The following is an 18,845-nucleotide window of genomic DNA, read 5'->3' on the forward strand; positions in this document are numbered from 1 at the left end:
AATCGCCTTCAGTAGGCATGATGTCAGGGAGAGTATTATGACTATCGATTGGGATGAACACGCCCAAAACTGGGAAAATGATCCAGCCACCATTACCTTTGCAGAAGAAGCCTATTCTACGTTAGTTAAAGCGGTCGATATTAGCGACAAACACGTATTGGATTTTGGCTGCGGTACAGGTTTGCTCAGTGAAAGAATGTCACAACGGGTAAAAGACATTGTCGCTTTAGATGGCTCAGAAGCCATGATTGAGCAGTTGGATAAAAAATCACTTTATAATGTTGAGCCAGTGGTGGACCACCTTACGCGTGGTTTAGTGGCAATGCACCCAGCTTTTCGTAATCAGTTCGATTTGGTGGTCGCGTCATCCGTGTGTGGTTTGATTGATAACTACGCCGACGTGTCTGATATTATTTATAGTCTGCTTGAAAAAGGCGGCTACTTTGTTCACTGGGATTGGCTCGCCTCAGCGCAAGATGATGAGCTGGCCATGTGTCCAGATTACGTTGAGCGCGTATTAACCGGCATTGGTTTTAAAGAAGTGACGTGCACAGTACCGTTTGATGTTTCAACCAATCAAGGTATGTTCCGCGTGCTTATGGTGGTGGCGCGCAAATAGCCTCACCTATCGCTGAAATTTCTGTTAATACCTCGGGGTTGGCTATCGCCCCGAGGTTTTCAATCTCCTGACCTTGCAGTAACTGCTTAACGGCTAGCTCAACTAACTTTCCAGAGCGCGTTTTAGGAATGCTGCTGATCGCGTGGATCTGCCATGGTACATGCCTTGGTGAACATTGAATTTTAATGTATCGCTTTATTTGCTCAATCTTGTCGATACTTAACGCCTTACCTTTCTCCATTTCCACCAGCAATATGATTTTCTCATCGTTCTCTATCGGGTAACCGACGGCAATGCTATCGACAATTCCGGCTATTTGATTTACCTGGCGGTAGAGTTCTCCTGTCCCGATACGCACCCCTCCGGGGTTTAAGGTGGCATCACTTCGGCCAAAAAAGCGCATACCGCCTGTATTGCTCAGCATGACATCGTCGCCATGGTGCCATGTATTGAGGAAGCGTTGCCAATACGCTTGGTGGTAGCGGCTGCCATCTTTATCGCCCCAAAAGCCTAGCGGCTGATTAGGAAAGCTATTGCGGCATACTAGCTCGCCTCTTTGCTCTATGATGGCATCGCCCTGCGAATTAAACACTGCAACGTCCATCCCCAGCGCAGCCGCTTGGCATTCGCCTCTATGTACAGCGGTGATAGGGTTACCTAACACGAAACATCCACAAATATCTGTACCGCCTGAGATGGAAGCGAGGTGCACATCTTGCTTGATATGCTGATACACGAAATCAAATTGCTCAGGGTAGAGTACAGAGCCTGTTGAACATAAGGTTCGCAGTGCAGGCAAGTTAAAGTGCTGATTCGGTCGGTAGTTCTGCTTTTGCAGCGTTTCTAAGTATTTGGCGGATGTGCCAAATAATTTGATGTCATGTTGGCGAGCAAACTGCCACAGCCTATCGATATTGGGATAGGTTGGGCTGCCATCGTAGATGCACAAGCAAGCGCCACTCGCCAAGGCTGAGACATGCCAGTTCCACATCATCCAGCCGCATGTAGTGTAATAAAATACGCGGTCGGCGGGTTTGATATCGCAGTGAAGTTGATGCTCTTTAAGGTGATTGAGAAGAGTACCGCCCGCAGTATGAATGATGCATTTTGGCTTGCCCGTTGTTCCGGAGGAATAGAGTACAAATAATGGGTGATTGAAATCGGTCTGGTGATAGTTGAGCTTTTTAGCCGGAAAATACGCGAGTAGCGAGCGCCATTTAATGATAGGGATGCTGGTAGCTAGATGAGCGGCTTTATCGATAAAGCAAACCCCCACGAGGGAGTGAAGCTTGTCCTGCAATGTCGAAATTTTGTCCTTCATATCATAGTGCTGGCCGCCAAATTGGTATTCGGCACAGGTAAATAGCGCTTTGGGCGCGACTTGGCCGAACCTTTCCACCACGCTTTGCGTGCCAAAGTCAGGTGAGCAAGATGTCCAAATAGCACCTAAGCTTGTTGTCGCCAGCATAGCGACAACGCTGTGGTAGCTGTAAGGCAGATAACCAGCGACGACATCGCCGGATTTTACACCAAGGGATACCAGCCATTGCTGGATGCTAGATACTTGTTCTTTAAGCGATTGCCACGTCATTTTCACATGTAGGCCAGCTTCATGCTGGTACAAGATGGCAAGTTCGTCGTCAGCCATGTTGTGAAGCTCCAACAAGTTCTGTGCGTAGTTGAGCTTATTTGTGGGAAACCATAAGGTGTCTCGCGAAGAAAGAGGCTGATGGTCAAGTTTTCTTTTCGGCTTGGCTAACTCACAAATGGGTGGGTTCTGCTCCCCAATGACCTGGGTAAATTCCCACCAAGATTGCCAAAAAGTATCACTATGTTTTATCGACCACGCATGCAGTTCATCGTAGTCTGAGACTTCAATTCCTTTTGATAATAGAAAGGCCATAAATGACAGTATGTTTGAGTGTTGAATACGCTTGGCCGATGGTAGCCAACAAGGGCTTGAATCAGACATAGGCGACACCTCCTTGTGTCATTTAAGTATTTACCGTTATTAATCATTTTCAAACTAAGGCAGCCAAAAAACGAATATCGACAATTATAACTGTAAAGAAATTGTTACAAAAATAGATGGTTGTGCGGGAGTGAAATAGCGGAACAATTCCAGATATTGCCATAAGGTTTAAACAGGGAGTTTTAATTTAGGTAGGTGCAGTATGACTCAGTATCAATCTAAGCCAGTCGACACGGAAGGTCGAATCGCATGGGACGAGAATGAAGATTCGATTTGGTGCGATCTCGTTCAGCGGCAGCAACAACTTGTCCAATCTCGGGCTTGTCGTGCATACCTTGATGGCTTGAAGTTGCTGGATCTTCCTACTCAGCGAGCGCCTCACCTATATGAAATTAACCAAGTGTTGCTTGCCTCAACAGGGTGGCGAGTTGAGCCTGTCCCTGCCTTAATTAGCTTTGATCGTTTTTTTGCGTTACTGGCCGCTAAGCGTTTCCCCGTGGCGACCTTTCTGCGCTCACGAGATGAGTTTGATTACCTTCAAGAGCCAGATTTCTTTCACGAGATATATGGCCACTGCGCAATGTTAACTAACCCTGATTTTGCCCATTTCACCCATGTGTATGGGCAACTTGGTCAAGCTGCTGAGCCTGCGCAGCGTGCTTATCTTGCTCGCTTGTATTGGTTTACCGTTGAGTTTGGCTTAGTTGAAGAAAGGGGTAAGCTAAAAATCTATGGTGGCGGCATCCTCTCATCACCGGGAGAGACACGTTATGCGCTTGAGAGTGACAAAGCGCAGCGTGTGGAGTTTTCGATTAATCGAGTGCTAAGAACACCTTATCGGATTGACATCATGCAGCCGATTTATTTCGTCTTGGGGGAGATCAGTCAATTGTATCAACTAAGTCAGGTGGATCTAATGCAAGAAGTCGCTAAGGCGCAGCAGCAGGGCCTATTTCCGCCGTTGTTTGAGCAAAAAGCCGTCATTTAAACCAGTAATTAAGGAGTGATAGATGTTAACTAGCAAACAGTGCGCGCCGTGCAATGGCGAATCTCAAGCACTCAGCAGTGATCAGCAAATGGAACTCATCAAACAACTAGCTGACTGGCAAAGAGTGGTGCGTAATGATGTCGCTCAACTAGAAAAGAGCTATCGCTTTAAGAATTTTAAGTTAGCTTGGGCTTTTAGTAATCAAGTCGCAGAGCTCGCTGAAGAAGAGTTTCACCATCCAACGATTGTTTTAGAGTGGGGGAAAGTAACCGTGACTTGGTGGAGTCACTCCCTAAAAGGTTTACATGAGAATGATTTTATCTGCGCCGCTAAGTGTGATGCGCTATTTGACAGCAACCAAGGCTAAAGTTTTCACCAATTTGCCGTTATAGTAGTTAAGCTTTAATTTCACTTGGACGGTAAAATGAAGAAAGTACTGATGGTTGTGTTGCTACTGGTGGGTATTGCACTTGCTGGTGGTGGGTACTACATATTTTATTACAAACCGAACCAAGATGCGCAGCAGGTTGAAAAAGAACCTGAACCAGTCGCTAAGCCAGTCCAAACCGCGCCAATTCCGGTTCCTGAACCTGTTCCTGAAAAGACCGACTATTACGTTAGTCCTGAAAAACTCGGAGTAAGAGAAGCGCCGACTTACGATGCATTTGTGGAATCCGTACATTACCGCGGCGACAAGCTACACGTACTCGAAAAACGAGATGGTTGGGGACGTATTTCCCCTTATTACGTTTACCAAGAAAATGGTCCGGAAGTCGCAGAATGGGTACCGATGGATGCACTACTTGAAGTACCGCCAACGATCACTAAGCAGCAACGCATTGAGACGATCAGTAAGTATATTGAAGGTTCTGATGACTTTAAGCAGTACTTTGATGTGTTTATTAAGACCACGGACGATCTGATAAAAGAAGGGATCTGCATTCCCCTCGATTTTGAAGAGCTCAATGGTTGGGTGCGCTCAGTTACCTATAAAGATGAAGAGGTATACTTTGTCTACTGCGGTGGCTATAAGCAAGCGAATAAGATCTATCTCAATGTACAAACGGGTAAAATATTTTACCGTTAGTCATTTTATCTTAATGAAATAAAAGGGGTTTACATTGTAAATCCCTTTTTCGTTTGTGCCAAAGCTAAACATGGTTTAGAGTGAGCCCACCGTGGTGTTTCATCATCAATAACACCCATTTTGAATAAGTAGGACGAGCCATGAAGTACGATTGGATTCTTTTTGATGCAGATGAAACCTTGTTTCATTTTGATTCATTCCAAGGCATGCAATTGATGTTTAAGCGCAAAGGGGTTGAGTTTACCGAGCAAGACTTTGCCGAGTATCAAAAAATCAATAAACCTCTTTGGGTCGATTATCAAGATGGCGTGATTGACGCGGAGCAAATCAAACATATTCGCTTTGAGTCTTACGCGAAGCAACTGAATACGACCACAGCTGAGCTCAATTCGGCTTTTTTGGACGCCATGGCTGATATTTGCACCATGATCCCCGGTGTAACTGAGTTTCTCGATGCGGTTCGAGGAAAGGCGAAGTTAGGCATCATTACCAATGGTTTTACCGAGCTGCAACAAGTTCGCTTAGCTAAAATGGGATTGAGTGACACCTTTGAGCACGTGATCATTTCTGAAGAAGTTGGTGTCGCCAAGCCTGATGTTGGTATTTTCCATCACGCGATGGAGATGATGGGGCAGCCTTGCAAGACAAAAGTTCTCATGGTGGGGGATAACTTGCACTCTGATGTGTTGGGTGGCGCTAACTTTGGCATTGATACCTGTTGGTTCAATCATGCTAGGCAGCAAGGCGCTGCGGATATTAACCCAAGTTATACTATTGAGCATATCGATGAGCTAAAGCAGATTTTGTTGGCTTAATTGCTGTGGTATGGTTAGCGGCTTAGCTATGTGTTAAATCAATACTCATAAGGCTTCCCAGTAAACGGAAGCCTTTTCTCTATGGAAGACAAGGAAACGGATTTGAAAAAGGTACTGATAACGGGCTTTGAGCCTTTCAGTGGTGCGAAGGTTAACCCTGCATTAGAAGCGATTAAACGGCTTGATGGTGAGCAGCTAAACGGTGGTGAAATTATTACCTGCCAAGTACCTGTAACACGATCTGAATCGATCCGAGTCGTTATTGAGGCAATCGAACGGCTTAAGCCAGATTATGTCATTACCCTTGGTCAAGCTGCTGGTCGGGCAGAAATTACTCCTGAACGTATTGCCATCAATATCGATGATTACCGAATAGCGGATAATGCCGGGAATCAACCGATTGACCAACCTATCGTAGAAGGTGGCCCAGCCGCGTACTTTTCTACTTTACCAATCAAAGCTATCACTCAACAATTGCAACAAGCGGGGATTGCTTGTCAGGTATCTAACAGCGCCGGTACGTTTGTTTGCAATCATCTTTTTTATGGAGTGCAGCACTATTTAGTCGGGCAATCTATTCCACATGGATTCGTGCATATCCCTTTGATTCCAGAGCAAGATACTACAGGATCACACCCAGTGATGCCGTTAGATATAATCGTTGATGGGCTGAAAATAATGGCTCAAACCGTTATTCAAACAGACACAGATATTGTGTTTGGATCAGGAGAAATCTGTTAACTAGCTAAGAGAGTGATGAGCCACCTTAGACGTTCGGTTAAGGTGGCTCCAGATACTTTGAGTAAGTGGTTAGAGGTTTGGTTTCACTCTATCAATTTTCTTATACATTTTATCAAGATGTCGATTCGACGCGAGACATATGCAACTTGCGATAAACATGGTTAGGTTAAACCACGTGAAGCAAAAGTACGACTCGATAAGGACCGTCAGCACCAAGAACGAGGTAGACAATACCAGAAGAACAGAAGGTGCGACGTTAAAGTGTCGAGTTCTCAACCATGTAGTTAATACGATCACGCCACATAATACGAACCAGTAAACCGTTCCGTCTGACATCCCTTCATGGCCACTTTGCGTTCTTATCTGATAGCCAAATTGGCTGAGCTTTCCAGACAGAGAGTAGAGAAATAGCAGGCCATGATCTTCACATCGTGCTTGGTAGACCAGTGGTTGAAACCAAAATAGTAGAATGATGACACAGCAAATTGTAATAATTATCTTTTGGCCTAGAAAGTTGTTTGCATCAAGCGCTGATACAACATTGTCGAACATTGTCGGTTGTTTGGTTTGTTTGTTCTCGGTCACAGCCTTTCCTTACTTCATCGCGATCAGATACTTAGCGAGTTATTAGTCAATAATTGGAAGCGGCGGAGAATATCATATCAATGGCATACGCATACAGTAGGTTGTGTGAGTTTTTGGCTCGCAATCGATTTTTCTGAGGGAATATTTATAAATTACCAACTAACCGAATTGTAATATGTATCTGGTGTACCTTCTCGTCGATGGCCAAGAGATATCAGATATGCGAATCGAAAAGTTGGAGATTCAACCTCTGCTTAACGTGTCTATTGTATTAGTATTCCGGTGGTTGGATTGGTGAAGGTTTCAGTAGGAGGTCATGTGGTAGAAAGTTACGAGAAACAGTTTTTAGATTTTATCAGTACAGAGATGACGCAAGATCTTGCTCATGATTTGAATCATGTGAAAAGGGTAGTAAAAACAGCCAAAGAACTGTGCGTTGTCGAAGGGGCTAAGCTTGAGGTTGTTTTGCCCGCAGCTTATTTACATGATTGTTTCTCCTTTCCAAAAAATCACCTTGATAGAGCCAAAAGCTCCGAAATTGCAGCGGAAAAGGCGCTAAGTTTTCTAGTTGATATTGGTTATCCATCTCGCTACCACCAAGCAATCCATCATGCGATTGTCGCCCATAGCTTCAGCGCCAATGTAACGCCAGAAACGCTAGAGGCCAAAATAGTACAAGATGCAGACCGACTAGATGCTCTAGGCGCTATCGGTATAGCTCGCTGTATTTTGGTGAGCGCAGCATTACAAGTCGATTTGTATGACCCAGAAGACCCGTTTTGTGATAGCAGAGAGCCCAACGATAAGCTGTACACGGTTGATCATTTCTATACTAAGTTGTTTCGCTTGGTGGATACTATGCAGACTACAGCGGCCAAAGTTGAAGCGCAAAAGCGCACTGATTTTATGAAGCGCTATTTAGAGCAGTTAGGTTATGAAATTATGGATTAGACTGAAGGTACTCGGCAGATGTATTCCATCTACCGAGCTTCTCTGAGTGTTAGAATTTCGCTACAGCTATTTTTGTAACTCTTTTCTAATAATGGCAGCTCCTTGGCTCAATGCATTGAGTTTACCTCGAGCTACCGAGCGAGAGAGCGGTGCCATGCCGCAGTTTGTGCATGGGTATAGCTTATCAGCATCCACAAATTGCAGTGCTTTACGTAGCGTATCAGCGACTTCTTCAGGTGTTTCGATTTCGTCAGTGGCGACATCAATCGCTCCGACCATGACCTTTTTGCCACGAATAAGCTCTAATAGCTCAATAGGCACGCGAGAGTTATGGCATTCCAACGAGATGATGTCGATGTTGGATTTTTGGAGCTTTGGAAACACTTCTTCGTACTGTCGCCATTCAGTGCCTAAGGTATTTTTCCAGTCGGTATTGGCTTTAATGCCGTAACCGTAGCAAATGTGGACAGCGGTTTCGCACTTCAAGCCTTCGATTGCACGCTCTAAAGCTGCGATACCCCAGTCATTCACATCGTCAAAAAAGACATTGAATGCAGGCTCGTCAAACTGAATGATATCCACGCCTGCGGCTTCAAGTTCTTTCGCTTCTTGGTTAAGAATTTTGGCAAATTCCCATGCGAGTTTTTCACGGCTCTGGTAATGGTCATCGTAGAGTGTATCTATCATGGTCATTGGGCCGGGTAGCGCCCATTTTATGGGCTTATCTGTTTGCTTACGCAGTGCTTTAGCGTCTTCGACAAACACGGGTCTTTGGCGAGAAACAGGGCCAACAACGGTCGGTACGCTTGCTTCATAACGATTACGAATCGTAACGGTTTTGCGCTTATCAAAGTCAACGCCGCTTAACTGTTCAATGAAGGTGGTCACAAAGTGCTGACGGGTTTGCTCGCCATCACTGACGATATCAATACCCGCTTGCTGTTGCTCATGTAGAGAGACGCGCAGCGCATCGTGTTTGCCTTCAGTTAACTCTTCATCTTCTAGTTTCCATGGAGACCAAAGTTTTTCAGGTTGGGCAAGCCATGAGGGTTTAGGCAGGCTGCCCGCTGTGGATGTTGGTAGAAGTAATTTCATCTTTAATGTCGCCCTAGATTTGAAAATTTAAACGCTGTAGTTTGCTGACCATTGCTCAAGCTGGGCTTGATACGGTTGGATAAAGTGCTTTTCAGCGAATTTACCTTGTTCAATGGCCAATAAACTGCGTTCTTCGCGGTCGTAGACGATTTGTGTCAATGAATGGTCTAGGTTCTTCAAGTTGGGTTGATAGCGTTTACCAGCAACGGCATTGGCGTTGTAGATTTCAGGGCGATAGATTTTCTGAAACGTTTCCATTGTGCTGATGGTACTGATTAGCTCGAGGTTGGTGTAATCGTTTAGTAAGTCTCCAAAGAAGTAAAAAGCTAAAGGTGCGACGCTGTTTGGCGGCATAAAGTAGCGCACCTGCAATCCCATCTTTTGGAAATATTGTTCAGTCAGTGACGATTCGTTGGGTTGGTATTCGTAACCTAATACGGGGTGCTGATTTTCTGTGCGATGATAGGTTTTATTATCGGACACGCTCAAGCAAATTACTGGTCGTTTTTTAAAATTAGCTTTGTATACTTCTGAGTCGACAAAATATTTGAATAGTTTGCCATGCAGTTCGCCAAAATTATTTGGCACGCTAAAGCCACTTTGACCTTTATTATGGTCGAGTAACAGTACGCTAAAATCGTAATCACGAACATAAGAAGAGAAATTATTGCCAACAATACCCTCAATTTTGGTTTGGGTTTTATTATCAATTATATTGGTTTTTAAAATTTCAATCGATGGAAACGCTTCACCGCTACCTTCAATTTCCATATCGACAGAGACGATCTCAAGTTCGATTGAGTATCTATCGCCTTGAGGATTATCCCAATGCGCTAACGCATTAAAGCTATTGTCGATCATTTGCAGTGCGTTGCGCAGGTTTTGCTGGCGGCTATCGCCTCGCGCTAAGTTAGCAAAGTTGGTGGTGATTCTTGTGTTGTCAGAAGGGCGATAATTCTCATCAAAACCAATGGTGTTGATCGCAAATGTAAAATCTGTAGTCATTATATATCCTATTCCTTAGATGAAAGCTGAATTAACGCCTTGCTTTTTATAGGGCTTAATACCCATTTAATTACTATTGATTTGTTATGTATGCCTGATGAGCAAAGTGCAGGCATTGACAATATGTTTTGCTAAGTGCGTAACGTTTTTATAGATGGAGTAGGGGGGAATTAATAGTGGTATTCTTTCACGTGCTACATGAATAATATTCATGATGATTAGTGTTTGAATATTTAATTCAGTGTCAGTTATATTATTTGGCCTTAATTAAGAATGATTGGAACATTCGAATAACCCTAATTATATTGTGAGATCAAAGGAATGAGTGAACTCGTATTATTGATAATATGCTGTGCGTTATTGGGCAGCGTGGTTGGTTTCTTAGCTGGATTGCTAGGCATTGGTGGTGGGTTAGTGATCGTTCCTATACTCAGTCTCATTTTGCTTCATTTTGATGTACTTCCTCCGCAGCAGATCGTCGTGGCAGCCATTGCAACTTCTTTGGCTTCGATATTGTTTACGTCGACTTCTTCCGCTATTGCCCATCACAAGAATGGCAATGTCCCTTGGGGGCTTGCACCTTGGATCATGACAGGTGTAGCGCTAGGTGCTTTGGTCAGTGGGTTTATGGCCGCCTTGTTGCCCGAAAATGTCGTTCGTTTGGTCTTTGCTGTGAGCGTTGCACTCATCTCGTTGAAAATGTTCTTCAGTGGGGGAGAGTCAACAACACGTAGTATGCCAAATAAAGGAGTGTTAACCGTTTTAACCACCATCACAGGTGGTCTGTCGGCCATGATTGGTATCGGTGGGGGGGCGCTGCTGGTGCCGCTATTAACCTTTTTCTCTGTTGATATTAAAAAAGCGATTGGCTGTGCATCGGCATGTGGCATTGTGATTGCGCTGTTTGGTTCTATTGGCTACATCAGCTCGGGTAGTGCTCATTTTGCACTACAAGATGGCTTTGCTGGTTTTGTCTATTTACCAGCGCTATTAGGTATTGTTTGTACTTCTTGGTTTACTGCCCCATTGGGTGCAAAGGCAACTCATCACCTGCCTGTCGCCACCATCAAGAAGATTTTTGCTGGTCTACTCTTAGTCATGGCGGCGAATATGGCAATGAGCTAGCAAAATAATAAGTGCTGCCAAAACAAACTGTTACCTGAGCCGATAAATAACACAGACATTATGTTCATTGATGTTTAGAGGCGCTAACCTGCCGGTCGATCCTGACGTAAAGCTCGCTTGTGAGCTTTATACGTTGAGTTAACACAAGGGGAGGTAGGCAATGGAAGCTCTTCAAGGTGGGCGTGAAAACGCCATCTATCGTTCTAATGAAAAAGTATACAGGCCAAAGGGGGCGTGGTCTGAGACGGTACAGGGATTGTTGGCGCATATTGCTCAACTAGGTTTTGTTGGTGCGCCTCATCCATTTGGTTTTGACGCTGATGGCAATGAAGTTCTTTCTTATGTCGAAGGCGACGTTGCCAATTATCCTCTGCAAGGAAATATTGCCTCGAAGACTGCGTTGGTTTCGGCAGCAAGACTGTTGCGCCAGTATCATGACGCTTCGCAGTCATTCATCACATCAAACACAGACCCAGTTTGGATGCTGCCTACGCGAGAACCTGCGGAGGTAGTTTGTCATGGTGACTATGCGCCATACAACGTTGTGCTAAATGGCGAGCAAACGGTCGGAATCATCGACTTTGATACCGCTCACCCAGCGCCAAGATCATGGGATTTAGCTTATTCCCTCTATTGCTGGGCACCCTTTAAAACGAATGAGTTTGACGCAATGGGCGATATCGTCTCTCAATCATTACGAGCAAAGCAGTTTTGTGATGCTTATGGTTTTGCGATCTCAGAACGAAGTGGTTTGGTAGAGCTAATGATAGAGAGGTTACAAGCCTTAGTTGATTTTATGCGTGACCAAGCAGCGCAAGGCCATGCAGGGTTTATTGAAAATATCAACGACGGCCATCATCTTGCTTACCTCGCTGATATTGATTATCTCCGCACTCACGAATCGTACATTACTGCTCGCTTGGTCGGAGACGAATAATCGAGTTAAAAACCTTGTAGAGGTAAGATTAGTGTAATAACAAAATATTATTACAGTTATAATTATTGATAATTTTCTGAAATCAAAATATCTCCATATACTGCATCCATCGAAACAAAAGACATCATTGAGAGTTTGGAGCAGATTATGAAAATGAATCACGTAGGTATCATGGTTGGCGATATGGATAAAGCGGTTGAGTTTTATACTAAAGCGCTTGGACTTCGTATCGTTATGAACAATACAAAAGTTATCGAAGAGCGTGAAACCGCTATCGGCCGTATGTGTATTGCTGTGTTCGGTGAAGGTTTCAAAGGCTTTAACATTGCCCACCTTGTGACAACGGATGGTATCGGTGTTGAGCTGTTTGAGATGAAAGAACGTCAAGAGCGTCACGAAGTTGATTTCTCTCGTCTTGGTATCTTCCACTTCTGTCTTCAAACCGATGACTTTGATGGTGTGATTAAACGTGTTGAAGAATTTGGCGGCAAAGCGCGTATGGATATCATGCGTTACCACCCAGAAGACGATAGCAAACCAGCGCAGATGATCTACATGGAAGACCCGTTTGGTAATCTGTTTGAGCTGTATTCTCACACTTATGAAGAAACTTACGCGTCAGACTACGAGTAATGACTTGCTAAGATAATATCAAGGGCTGCCAAATGGGCAGCCCTTGTCGTTTTTATCTGTTTCAGATTCTAATATGCAGACTATTTCTGCTCAGCGTAGAAAGCGGCAATATCTTTTAAGTCTTGCTCATTGAGTTGCTTCAATTGAGCTTTCATCATTTGCCCCATTGCGCTGGTACGTTTACCGTTTTTGTAGTCCAACATCGATTGATAGAGGTACTGTGCATTTTGGCCATTTAAGTTCGGGTAGCTAGGGTTTAGCGCCTCGCCAGTTTGACCATGACAAAATACGCAACTTGGCGATTTTACTTTTCCAAGCGCTGCATCACCGAATGGTTCGGCTTGCACAGTACTTGCGAGAAGTGCGAATGAAAAGAGTATGAATGTACGCATTGCTTAAGTGCTTTTATATTGGATTTTTTGTTATTTTAAAGCTTCCCCTTAGGGGAAGCTCAATATTATAAGGAATGATTTATCGGTATTGCGCCAGTACGGTGAGGACGGTTTCAATATCTTGCGCGGAAATATCTTTGTGGGTAACAAATCGCATCGGATTTCCAGCGGAAGCGGTAATACCGTTATCGGCTAAATAGCTCACCAAGGCTTTGCCATCAATCTCTTTATCTAATTTGGCAAACACGATATTGGTTTGAACAAAATCAGGATTAACGTGAAAACCTTTGATACCAGCAAGGCCTTCCGCTAAGCGTTTGGCATTGAGGTGGTCTTGGTTTAACTGGGCAACTTGCTCTGTAAGAGCGAGTTTGCCCGCCGCCGCAAGAATGCCTGCCTGACGCATGCCACCACCCACCATTTTACGTAGGCGACGTGCTTTAGCGATAAACGCTTTATTGCCGAGTAGCAGAGAGCCGACTGGAGCCGCAAGCCCTTTTGAAAGACAGATGGTCATTGAATCGAAATATTGAGCGATTTCTTTGACATCAATATCGAGCGCCACCGCAGCGTTGTAGACCCGAGCGCCATCAAGGTGAAGGGATAGCTTATGCGTATCGACGAATTGACGCGCTTGAGCCAAATAGTTCATAGGTAACACTTTACCATTGATGGTGTTTTCAAGGCTTAGTAGTTTGGTTCTCGCAAAGTGGCAATCATCTGGTTTAATCGCTGCTGCGAGTTTATCTAAATCTATCGTACCATCTGGGTTGTTCTCAATGGGTTGAGGTTGAATTGACCCCAATACTGCCGCGCCGCCCGCTTCAAACTTGTAGTTATGAGCTTGCTGACCACACAAATATTCATCGCCACGTTCGCAGTGTGCCATCAAACCGAGTAAGTTCGCTTGAGTGCCAGATGTCGTAAATAACGCCGCTTCAAAGCCGTGACGCTCTGCTGCCCATTGCTCCAAAGCATTTACTGTTGGGTCGTCGCCATAAACATCATCACCCACTGGGGCTTCAGCCATGGCTTGGCGCATTTGTGGGGTAGGTTGAGTTACGGTATCAGAACGAAAATCCATCTAAAATTCCTATATGTAGCCACACAACTTGGCTTTGCTAAGACAGGCGATACTCTTTGCATCGCTAATCTCTCCATTAATGATCATTTGTTCTAGTTCATCAACTGATAAATGTATCACTTCGATGATTTCGTCGTCATCACATTGGTAACGAGCAGTCTTCTGCAGCCCTTTCGCCACGAAAAGGTATTGAATTTCATCACAGAATCCGGCGAGTGGTGTCACTTGCCCCATAGGAATGATCTGTTGAGCGCTGTATCCGGTTTCTTCTTCGAGTTCTCGCGCAGCGCACTCTGCAATGGGTTCGTTGCTTTCAAGCGTGCCGGCTGGTAGCTCAATAAGCCATTTTTTAAGAGAAGGTCGGAACTGATTGATCAAAACGATTCTGCCTTGGTCGTCAATCGGCAAAATCACCGCAGCCCCTGGGTGCGCGATGGTGGTGTGAACGATTTGAGCGCCGTTTGGTAATTCAACTGTTTCTTCGACTAAGGCAATTCGCTTCCATTGATGAAGCACGGTTTTCTGGTTCGATGGTGTCATTTATTGTAATTCTTTGTTTTATAGCGCAGAGGTTACATTAGCGATTATTCGGAGCGAATAAAAGGTGAATAATATCGGCTGTTACTTTATGTGGCATCACACCTGTGAAGTGCATCCCAATAATGCAAACATTGATTGCAGCGACTTTCAGTTAAAAACCATCTGCTATAAAGGTTGGTCCGATTCTCGATTTGTCGCTTGGTTTTCATGGCAACTGCCATTGATTAGCTAAAGATGACAAGCTGCTTAGGAGCTCTACATTGAACAACACATCTAGATTGAGTCACTCAAATAAAGCTTTGCTGTCTGAGCGTATTAATAAGTTAGCCAAAGCCTTGTCTGACGGGGTGTACGAACGTGAAGACACGATCAAAATGTGTTTGCTGGCAGCGCTAGCAGGTGAAAGTGTGTTTCTACTTGGCCCTCCGGGAATCGCAAAAAGTCTGATTGCCAAGCGCTTAATCCAAGCGTTTGACCACTCTTCTTATTTTGAATATTTGATGACGCGTTTTTCCACTCCGGAAGAAGTCTTTGGCCCTTTGAGCATTCAAGAGCTCAAAGATAATGGTCGTTATCTACGTCTTACAGAAGGTTACTTACCCACCGCGCAGGTCGTGTTTCTCGATGAGATCTGGAAAGCAGGCCCAGCCATACTTAATACCTTGCTGACAGTAGTCAACGAAAAGACCTTTAAAAATGGCAGCGATATTGAGCGCGTTCCTATGCGTTTGTTGGTGTCTGCATCCAATGAATTACCAGATGAAGACAGCGGTTTAGAAGCGTTATATGACCGAATGCTAGTGCGTATTTTCGTTAACCGAATTCAGAATAAGCAGAACTTCAAGTCGATGCTGACGGTAGGCACAGTACAAGAGGCCGAAGTGCCAAAAGAACTAGTGATCACCGATCAAGAGTATCATCAATGGCAACAAGAGCTAGAACGCTTAACATTGAGCAACGAGGTGTTTGAAAAGCTTTACCAACTGAAAACCATGTTGGAAGAGAAAGCGCAACAAGCCGGTGTAGAGTTTGCTCAGTCGGATATGTATGTCTCTGACCGCCGTTGGAAAAAAGCAGTTAAGTTACTTAAAGCGAGTGCCTACTTTAATGGTCGAGATGAAATTAACCCGCTCGATTTACTATTACTGCAAGATTGTTTGTGGAATAGCCCAGAATCATTAGACATCGTACAAAGTGTGATTAAAGAGTTTGCTTTAAAACACGCGTTCGATCAGCAGGAAGTGAATCATCAAATCAGTGTTTGTCGTGAAGAGTTGGCTGAGATTCAAGAAGAGCTAGAAGCAGAATTTGCCATGACGTTGTCAATGGAATCGACAACAGGGCTAATCAAAAAGCAGATCCATCATTTCGATACGTCGAAAGCGAAGCAATATCGAGTCGGCAATGCGTCAGACTTGGTTAAGCTCGTTTTGCTGCAAAGCAACATGTCGGTGTCTGAGTCAGAGAAAGGTGACAGCCGCTGGGTTTACGTGCCTAAGAATGAACTTGAGCGCGTCATTAAAGATGGTCAAGGTGATGTTTATGGTTACGTTAACCAAAATACCAACTTGTGCCGCATTCGTTTTGAGATGGACGCAGCCAATAATCTGGTGATTAAAGACATAGCCAATCGAGCTGTACTAGTGACTTTGGTCACCAATAAAGGTCTCGATGCTTCTTTGTACCAAGAGTGGCAAAGCAAATCTGAACAGGCGTTAGCCCAGTTAACCCATGCTGAACATCACTTGCGTAAGGTGAAATCAAATTTCCACGGTGCGCTGCCTCACGGTTTTGTAAACCCAGAGATTCCGCGACTAATGGAAGCGAGTTTACAGCAACTGACTCAACAGCTAGAGACGACAAAAGCCGAGTGCGAACGCACCGTGTTTAGATTCAATAATCTTGAACAGTTTTTCGCTTAAGGGTTAGTGATGTTAGGTGTTGATGGGTTAAACCTGGCGTTAATGGTCGCCGATTCCGGCATCATTGATACTGCGGTAAATGAGGTGATGGTCCGTTCGCAAGTGATTGCGATGGCCGAAAATAATGGCGTGAAAGCGTCCGTAAAGAATCACCTTGCGAAATGGAGCAGTAGCGTAAAACAACGGATCACCAAAGTGTGTGATACCGAGTATTTTCAGCAAGAGATTGGCTTGTATCAACAAGTCATACATTGGAGTGAAACGGAGTTCTTCGAGCGCATTCCCGACGTCATTAAACAGCTCGAATGGCATAGTACCTTTTACTTGCAAGCTCGCCAGCTTATGGAAGATAACAAAGGGGTACACAACCCGATGTTCCCCCATTACTTTTGTGACGAATGGTATAAATGCTTGTCGGAAGCGGTTCGCCAAGCTCAATTGAATGAGCTGGAAGTGAACAAAGAGAAAGTGCTTAAAGACCTATACCAGCGTATGGAAACCATGAAAAACATGGATAAAGTGACGCAAGAAGGGGATGCAAGTAGTGTTGGACGGCTATGGGATATGGCGTCAGCCAAGCTGAGTAAATCCGATCTAAGCGTGATGAAGCGCCATGCTGACTTTTTAAAAAAACATAAAACACTTCAAGAGATAGCTGAAAAGCTAGGCCGCATGGCGAGCGATGTCAGTGACCCTAGTTTATTCAAAACACCTGCCGATGATTTGCAGATGGTGGAAGAGAAGTCCGATGAAGCGACCGATGATATTGTTGGCATTCATGAAAGCGATGATCTGAATAAGCTGCTACCCAATGAGACCATGTTTCTGGCTTATCCTGAACTAGAGGTTGTGTTTTACAAGCACCTCGTCGATAAGCGCCTAATGAACTACCGTATGCAGGGTAAATCTCGTACGTTACGTAAGGTAAGAGCGCATAAGCCAGACAATAAAACCGCCGATATTGATAAAGGTCCGTTCATTGTATGTATTGATTCATCCGGTTCGATGAGTGGCTTTCCTGAGCAGTGTGCCAAAGCGATGGCGTATGCCTTAATGCAAATCGCACTCGCCGAAGATAGAGATTGCTACGTTATTCTATTTTCGACTCAGCTGATTACATATCAACTAACCAAGCAAGATGGCTTGCGCGAAGCGAGTGATTTTCTTAGTTACAGCTTCCATGGCGGTACAGATTTAGAGCCAGTTATTAAGCAGACGGTTGACTTGATGCAAGGTGACCAATACCGCAATGCAGATATGGTTGTGATTTCTGATTTTATTGCCCCATGCCCTGTGGAAGAGGCGCAGCAGCAAGTGGCAGCATTGAAGGCATGTTCTAATCGCTTCCATGCGCTCAGTCTGTCTAAGTATGGTAACCCAGAGCTATTAAGTATGTTTGACCACAGTTGGTCATATCATCCTAACTTGGTTGGTCGTTTGATGAGAAAGTGGTAACCGCCACTTTCTTCTCTTTACTTTTTTTAATCCCACTGACGATTTGCGGCATCAGTGACATGACAATCATTCCAAGCATCAATAGGTATTGGCTTGGGCTGTAACTGTCTCCAATAAGTACTAACCCGAATACAATCCCCGCAATTGGGTTAGCAATACCTCCGAAGGTAAATTCAACTACCGTCATTCTTTGTAGTACCCACACATAAAGACCATAGCCAAGCGCAGTGTTGAGTAAAATCACCCAAGCCAATCCGGCTAAGTTTAATGCGTTGAGATTTGAAAGTGCGCTCACGTAATTCTCAGGATGCAGCACGCCGTCGAACGTAGCGGCAATTGTCAGTACTAGCCCACCCATGATCAGTTGCCATACCAGTACTTGCCACCAATGCATCTGTTTGGCGAGTGATTTAGTCACATCACTGCCAATGACGATGCTGACTATCGCGGCAAGCATCGCCAGCAGACCGAGAGGGTTTAAGGTCATTTGCGTAGGGTTAAATAGAAGCCATGCAAATATGATCAGCAGCGTTCCACTGACGATTTGAACAAGGCTAGGCGTGCGTTTGTGCACCAACCAATGATAGGCCATGGCAAACACCGGCAGTGACATCATGCCAACGCTCGAGATAGCAGAAGGCAGAGTTAATGCCATGACAAAAATTAAGCAAAAGAATATCGCAATGTTAATCGTGCCCAAACAAGCAAGTTGAAGCCATTGTTTACCTTTGGGCCATATTGGTTTAATCGCCAGTAGCAATAAACCTGCTGGGAGTGCGCGCAAAGCACCTAACAGAATTGGTGGCCAATCTGGCAGGGCGTATTGAGTAACGGCATAAGTTGAACCCCAGAAAAAAGCCGGGATCATGGCAAGCAAAATCATAATTGAACCATTTATC

The 18,845-nt window shown here is 44.6% G+C and carries 20 protein-coding genes; 12 read left to right on the forward strand and 8 right to left on the reverse strand.

Going from position 1 to position 18,845, the window contains the following annotated elements; translation table 11 throughout:
- Window positions 1-37: 37 nt before the first annotated feature.
- A complete protein-coding gene (locus OH461_RS07015; RefSeq protein WP_270019925.1) occupies window positions 38-619 on the forward strand; it encodes a class I SAM-dependent DNA methyltransferase in 582 nt (193 codons plus the stop codon).
- On the opposite strand, the gene OH461_RS07020 is transcribed toward OH461_RS07015, so the two are convergent.
- Window positions 597-2,591, reverse strand: coding sequence for an acetoacetate--CoA ligase (locus OH461_RS07020; RefSeq protein WP_270019926.1), 1,995 nt, complete (start codon window positions 2,589-2,591; stop codon window positions 597-599). The two genes, OH461_RS07015 and OH461_RS07020, sit on opposite strands and share 23 nt — an antisense overlap.
- A gap of 202 nt (window positions 2,592-2,793) precedes the next feature.
- Here OH461_RS07020 and phhA point away from each other — a divergent pair, with 202 nt between their 5' ends.
- The 5 genes from phhA to pcp all read left to right on the forward strand — a co-directional run bounded on the left by phhA (window position 2,794) and on the right by pcp (window position 6,222).
- Window positions 2,794-3,579: a phenylalanine 4-monooxygenase gene (phhA, locus tag OH461_RS07025; RefSeq protein WP_270019927.1), complete on the forward strand. Its 786-nt coding sequence runs from the start codon at window positions 2,794-2,796 to the stop codon at window positions 3,577-3,579.
- A 22-nt stretch (window positions 3,580-3,601) separates the two neighbouring features.
- Entirely contained in the window at window positions 3,602-3,946 is a 345-nt protein-coding gene (locus OH461_RS07030; RefSeq protein ID WP_270019928.1) for a 4a-hydroxytetrahydrobiopterin dehydratase, read from the forward strand.
- A gap of 57 nt (window positions 3,947-4,003) precedes the next feature.
- On the forward strand, window positions 4,004-4,666 hold the full coding sequence (locus OH461_RS07035) for a hypothetical protein (protein ID WP_270019929.1): 663 nt from the start codon (window positions 4,004-4,006) through the stop codon (window positions 4,664-4,666).
- 140 nt (window positions 4,667-4,806) lie between these two features.
- Entirely contained in the window at window positions 4,807-5,481 is a 675-nt protein-coding gene (gene yjjG / locus OH461_RS07040) for a pyrimidine 5'-nucleotidase (RefSeq protein WP_270019930.1), read from the forward strand.
- 102 nt (window positions 5,482-5,583) lie between these two features.
- Window positions 5,584-6,222 (forward strand): pyroglutamyl-peptidase I, encoded by a 639-nt coding sequence (gene pcp / locus OH461_RS07045; RefSeq protein WP_270019931.1) that lies wholly within the window; start codon window positions 5,584-5,586, stop codon window positions 6,220-6,222.
- Window positions 6,223-6,291: 69 nt separating this feature from the next.
- Here pcp and OH461_RS07050 read toward each other — a convergent pair whose 3' ends face one another.
- A complete protein-coding gene (locus OH461_RS07050) occupies window positions 6,292-6,807 on the reverse strand; it encodes a hypothetical protein (protein ID WP_270019932.1) in 516 nt (171 codons plus the stop codon).
- A 318-nt stretch (window positions 6,808-7,125) separates the two neighbouring features.
- On the opposite strand from OH461_RS07050, the gene OH461_RS07055 reads away from it, so the two are divergent.
- Window positions 7,126-7,758: an HD domain-containing protein gene (locus tag OH461_RS07055; protein ID WP_270019933.1), complete on the forward strand. Its 633-nt coding sequence runs from the start codon at window positions 7,126-7,128 to the stop codon at window positions 7,756-7,758.
- 66 nt (window positions 7,759-7,824) lie between these two features.
- On the opposite strand, the gene OH461_RS07060 is transcribed toward OH461_RS07055, so the two are convergent.
- Window positions 7,825-8,853 carry a methionine synthase gene (locus OH461_RS07060; protein WP_270019934.1) on the reverse strand — a complete coding sequence of 343 codons (1,029 nt, stop codon included), beginning with the start codon at window positions 8,851-8,853 and terminating at the stop codon, window positions 7,825-7,827.
- Window positions 8,854-8,880: 27 nt separating this feature from the next.
- Window positions 8,881-9,858, reverse strand: coding sequence for a DUF1852 domain-containing protein (locus tag OH461_RS07065; protein WP_270019935.1), 978 nt, complete (start codon window positions 9,856-9,858; stop codon window positions 8,881-8,883).
- Between the two features lie 321 nt (window positions 9,859-10,179).
- On the opposite strand from OH461_RS07065, the gene OH461_RS07070 reads away from it, so the two are divergent.
- The 3 genes from OH461_RS07070 to OH461_RS07080 all read left to right on the forward strand — a co-directional run bounded on the left by OH461_RS07070 (window position 10,180) and on the right by OH461_RS07080 (window position 12,553).
- Complete coding sequence (locus OH461_RS07070; RefSeq protein ID WP_270019936.1) at window positions 10,180-10,983, forward strand: sulfite exporter TauE/SafE family protein; 804 nt, start codon at window positions 10,180-10,182, stop codon at window positions 10,981-10,983.
- A 160-nt stretch (window positions 10,984-11,143) separates the two neighbouring features.
- Window positions 11,144-11,920: a phosphotransferase gene (locus OH461_RS07075; RefSeq protein ID WP_270019937.1), complete on the forward strand. Its 777-nt coding sequence runs from the start codon at window positions 11,144-11,146 to the stop codon at window positions 11,918-11,920.
- 147 nt (window positions 11,921-12,067) lie between these two features.
- A complete protein-coding gene (locus OH461_RS07080; RefSeq protein WP_260260591.1) occupies window positions 12,068-12,553 on the forward strand; it encodes a VOC family protein in 486 nt (161 codons plus the stop codon).
- Window positions 12,554-12,633: 80 nt separating this feature from the next.
- Here the strand turns inward: OH461_RS07080 and OH461_RS07085 are convergent, their stop codons facing one another.
- From OH461_RS07085 to OH461_RS07095, 3 genes are all read right to left on the reverse strand, one after another.
- A complete protein-coding gene (locus tag OH461_RS07085) occupies window positions 12,634-12,945 on the reverse strand; it encodes a c-type cytochrome (protein ID WP_270019938.1) in 312 nt (103 codons plus the stop codon).
- Between the two features lie 79 nt (window positions 12,946-13,024).
- The gene (gene ltaE, locus OH461_RS07090; protein ID WP_270019939.1) at window positions 13,025-14,029 is read right to left on the reverse strand and encodes a low-specificity L-threonine aldolase; all 1,005 of its coding nucleotides are present in this window, start codon (window positions 14,027-14,029) and stop codon (window positions 13,025-13,027) included.
- A gap of 9 nt (window positions 14,030-14,038) precedes the next feature.
- Entirely contained in the window at window positions 14,039-14,569 is a 531-nt protein-coding gene (locus tag OH461_RS07095; RefSeq protein ID WP_270019940.1) for an NUDIX hydrolase, read from the reverse strand.
- Window positions 14,570-14,829: 260 nt separating this feature from the next.
- Here OH461_RS07095 and OH461_RS07100 point away from each other — a divergent pair, with 260 nt between their 5' ends.
- Both OH461_RS07100 and viaA read left to right on the forward strand, forming a co-directional pair.
- On the forward strand, window positions 14,830-16,491 hold the full coding sequence (locus tag OH461_RS07100; RefSeq protein WP_270019941.1) for an ATPase RavA domain-containing protein: 1,662 nt from the start codon (window positions 14,830-14,832) through the stop codon (window positions 16,489-16,491).
- Window positions 16,492-16,500: 9 nt separating this feature from the next.
- On the forward strand, window positions 16,501-17,946 hold the full coding sequence (viaA, locus tag OH461_RS07105) for an ATPase RavA stimulator ViaA (protein WP_270019942.1): 1,446 nt from the start codon (window positions 16,501-16,503) through the stop codon (window positions 17,944-17,946).
- Here viaA and OH461_RS07110 read toward each other — a convergent pair.
- Window positions 17,912-18,832, reverse strand: coding sequence for a DMT family transporter (locus OH461_RS07110; RefSeq protein WP_270020285.1), 921 nt, complete (start codon window positions 18,830-18,832; stop codon window positions 17,912-17,914). The two genes, viaA and OH461_RS07110, sit on opposite strands and share 35 nt — an antisense overlap.
- Window positions 18,833-18,845 lie beyond the last annotated feature (13 nt).

The sequence above is a fragment of the Vibrio sp. LaRot3 genome (assembly GCF_027587025.1).
Lineage (GTDB): Bacteria > Pseudomonadota > Gammaproteobacteria > Enterobacterales > Vibrionaceae > Vibrio.

Bases quoted from the DNA above. Each gene is read 5' to 3' on its own strand.
- OH461_RS07015 (WP_270019925.1), top strand. From the start codon at position 38: ATGACTATCGATTGGGATGAACACGCCCAAAACTGGGAAAATGATCCA.
- OH461_RS07020 (WP_270019926.1), bottom strand. From the start codon at position 2,591: ATGTCTGATTCAAGCCCTTGTTGGCTACCATCGGCCAAGCGTATTCAA.
- phhA (WP_270019927.1), top strand. From the start codon at position 2,794: ATGACTCAGTATCAATCTAAGCCAGTCGACACGGAAGGTCGAATCGCA.
- OH461_RS07030 (WP_270019928.1), top strand. From the start codon at position 3,602: ATGTTAACTAGCAAACAGTGCGCGCCGTGCAATGGCGAATCTCAAGCA.
- OH461_RS07035 (WP_270019929.1), top strand. From the start codon at position 4,004: ATGAAGAAAGTACTGATGGTTGTGTTGCTACTGGTGGGTATTGCACTT.
- yjjG (WP_270019930.1), top strand. From the start codon at position 4,807: ATGAAGTACGATTGGATTCTTTTTGATGCAGATGAAACCTTGTTTCAT.
- OH461_RS07060 (WP_270019934.1), bottom strand. From the start codon at position 8,853: ATGAAATTACTTCTACCAACATCCACAGCGGGCAGCCTGCCTAAACCC.
- OH461_RS07065 (WP_270019935.1), bottom strand. From the start codon at position 9,858: ATGACTACAGATTTTACATTTGCGATCAACACCATTGGTTTTGATGAG.
- OH461_RS07070 (WP_270019936.1), top strand. From the start codon at position 10,180: ATGAGTGAACTCGTATTATTGATAATATGCTGTGCGTTATTGGGCAGC.
- OH461_RS07075 (WP_270019937.1), top strand. From the start codon at position 11,144: ATGGAAGCTCTTCAAGGTGGGCGTGAAAACGCCATCTATCGTTCTAAT.
- OH461_RS07080 (WP_260260591.1), top strand. From the start codon at position 12,068: ATGAAAATGAATCACGTAGGTATCATGGTTGGCGATATGGATAAAGCG.
- OH461_RS07085 (WP_270019938.1), bottom strand. From the start codon at position 12,945: ATGCGTACATTCATACTCTTTTCATTCGCACTTCTCGCAAGTACTGTG.
- ltaE (WP_270019939.1), bottom strand. From the start codon at position 14,029: ATGGATTTTCGTTCTGATACCGTAACTCAACCTACCCCACAAATGCGC.
- OH461_RS07095 (WP_270019940.1), bottom strand. From the start codon at position 14,569: ATGACACCATCGAACCAGAAAACCGTGCTTCATCAATGGAAGCGAATT.
- viaA (WP_270019942.1), top strand. From the start codon at position 16,501: ATGTTAGGTGTTGATGGGTTAAACCTGGCGTTAATGGTCGCCGATTCC.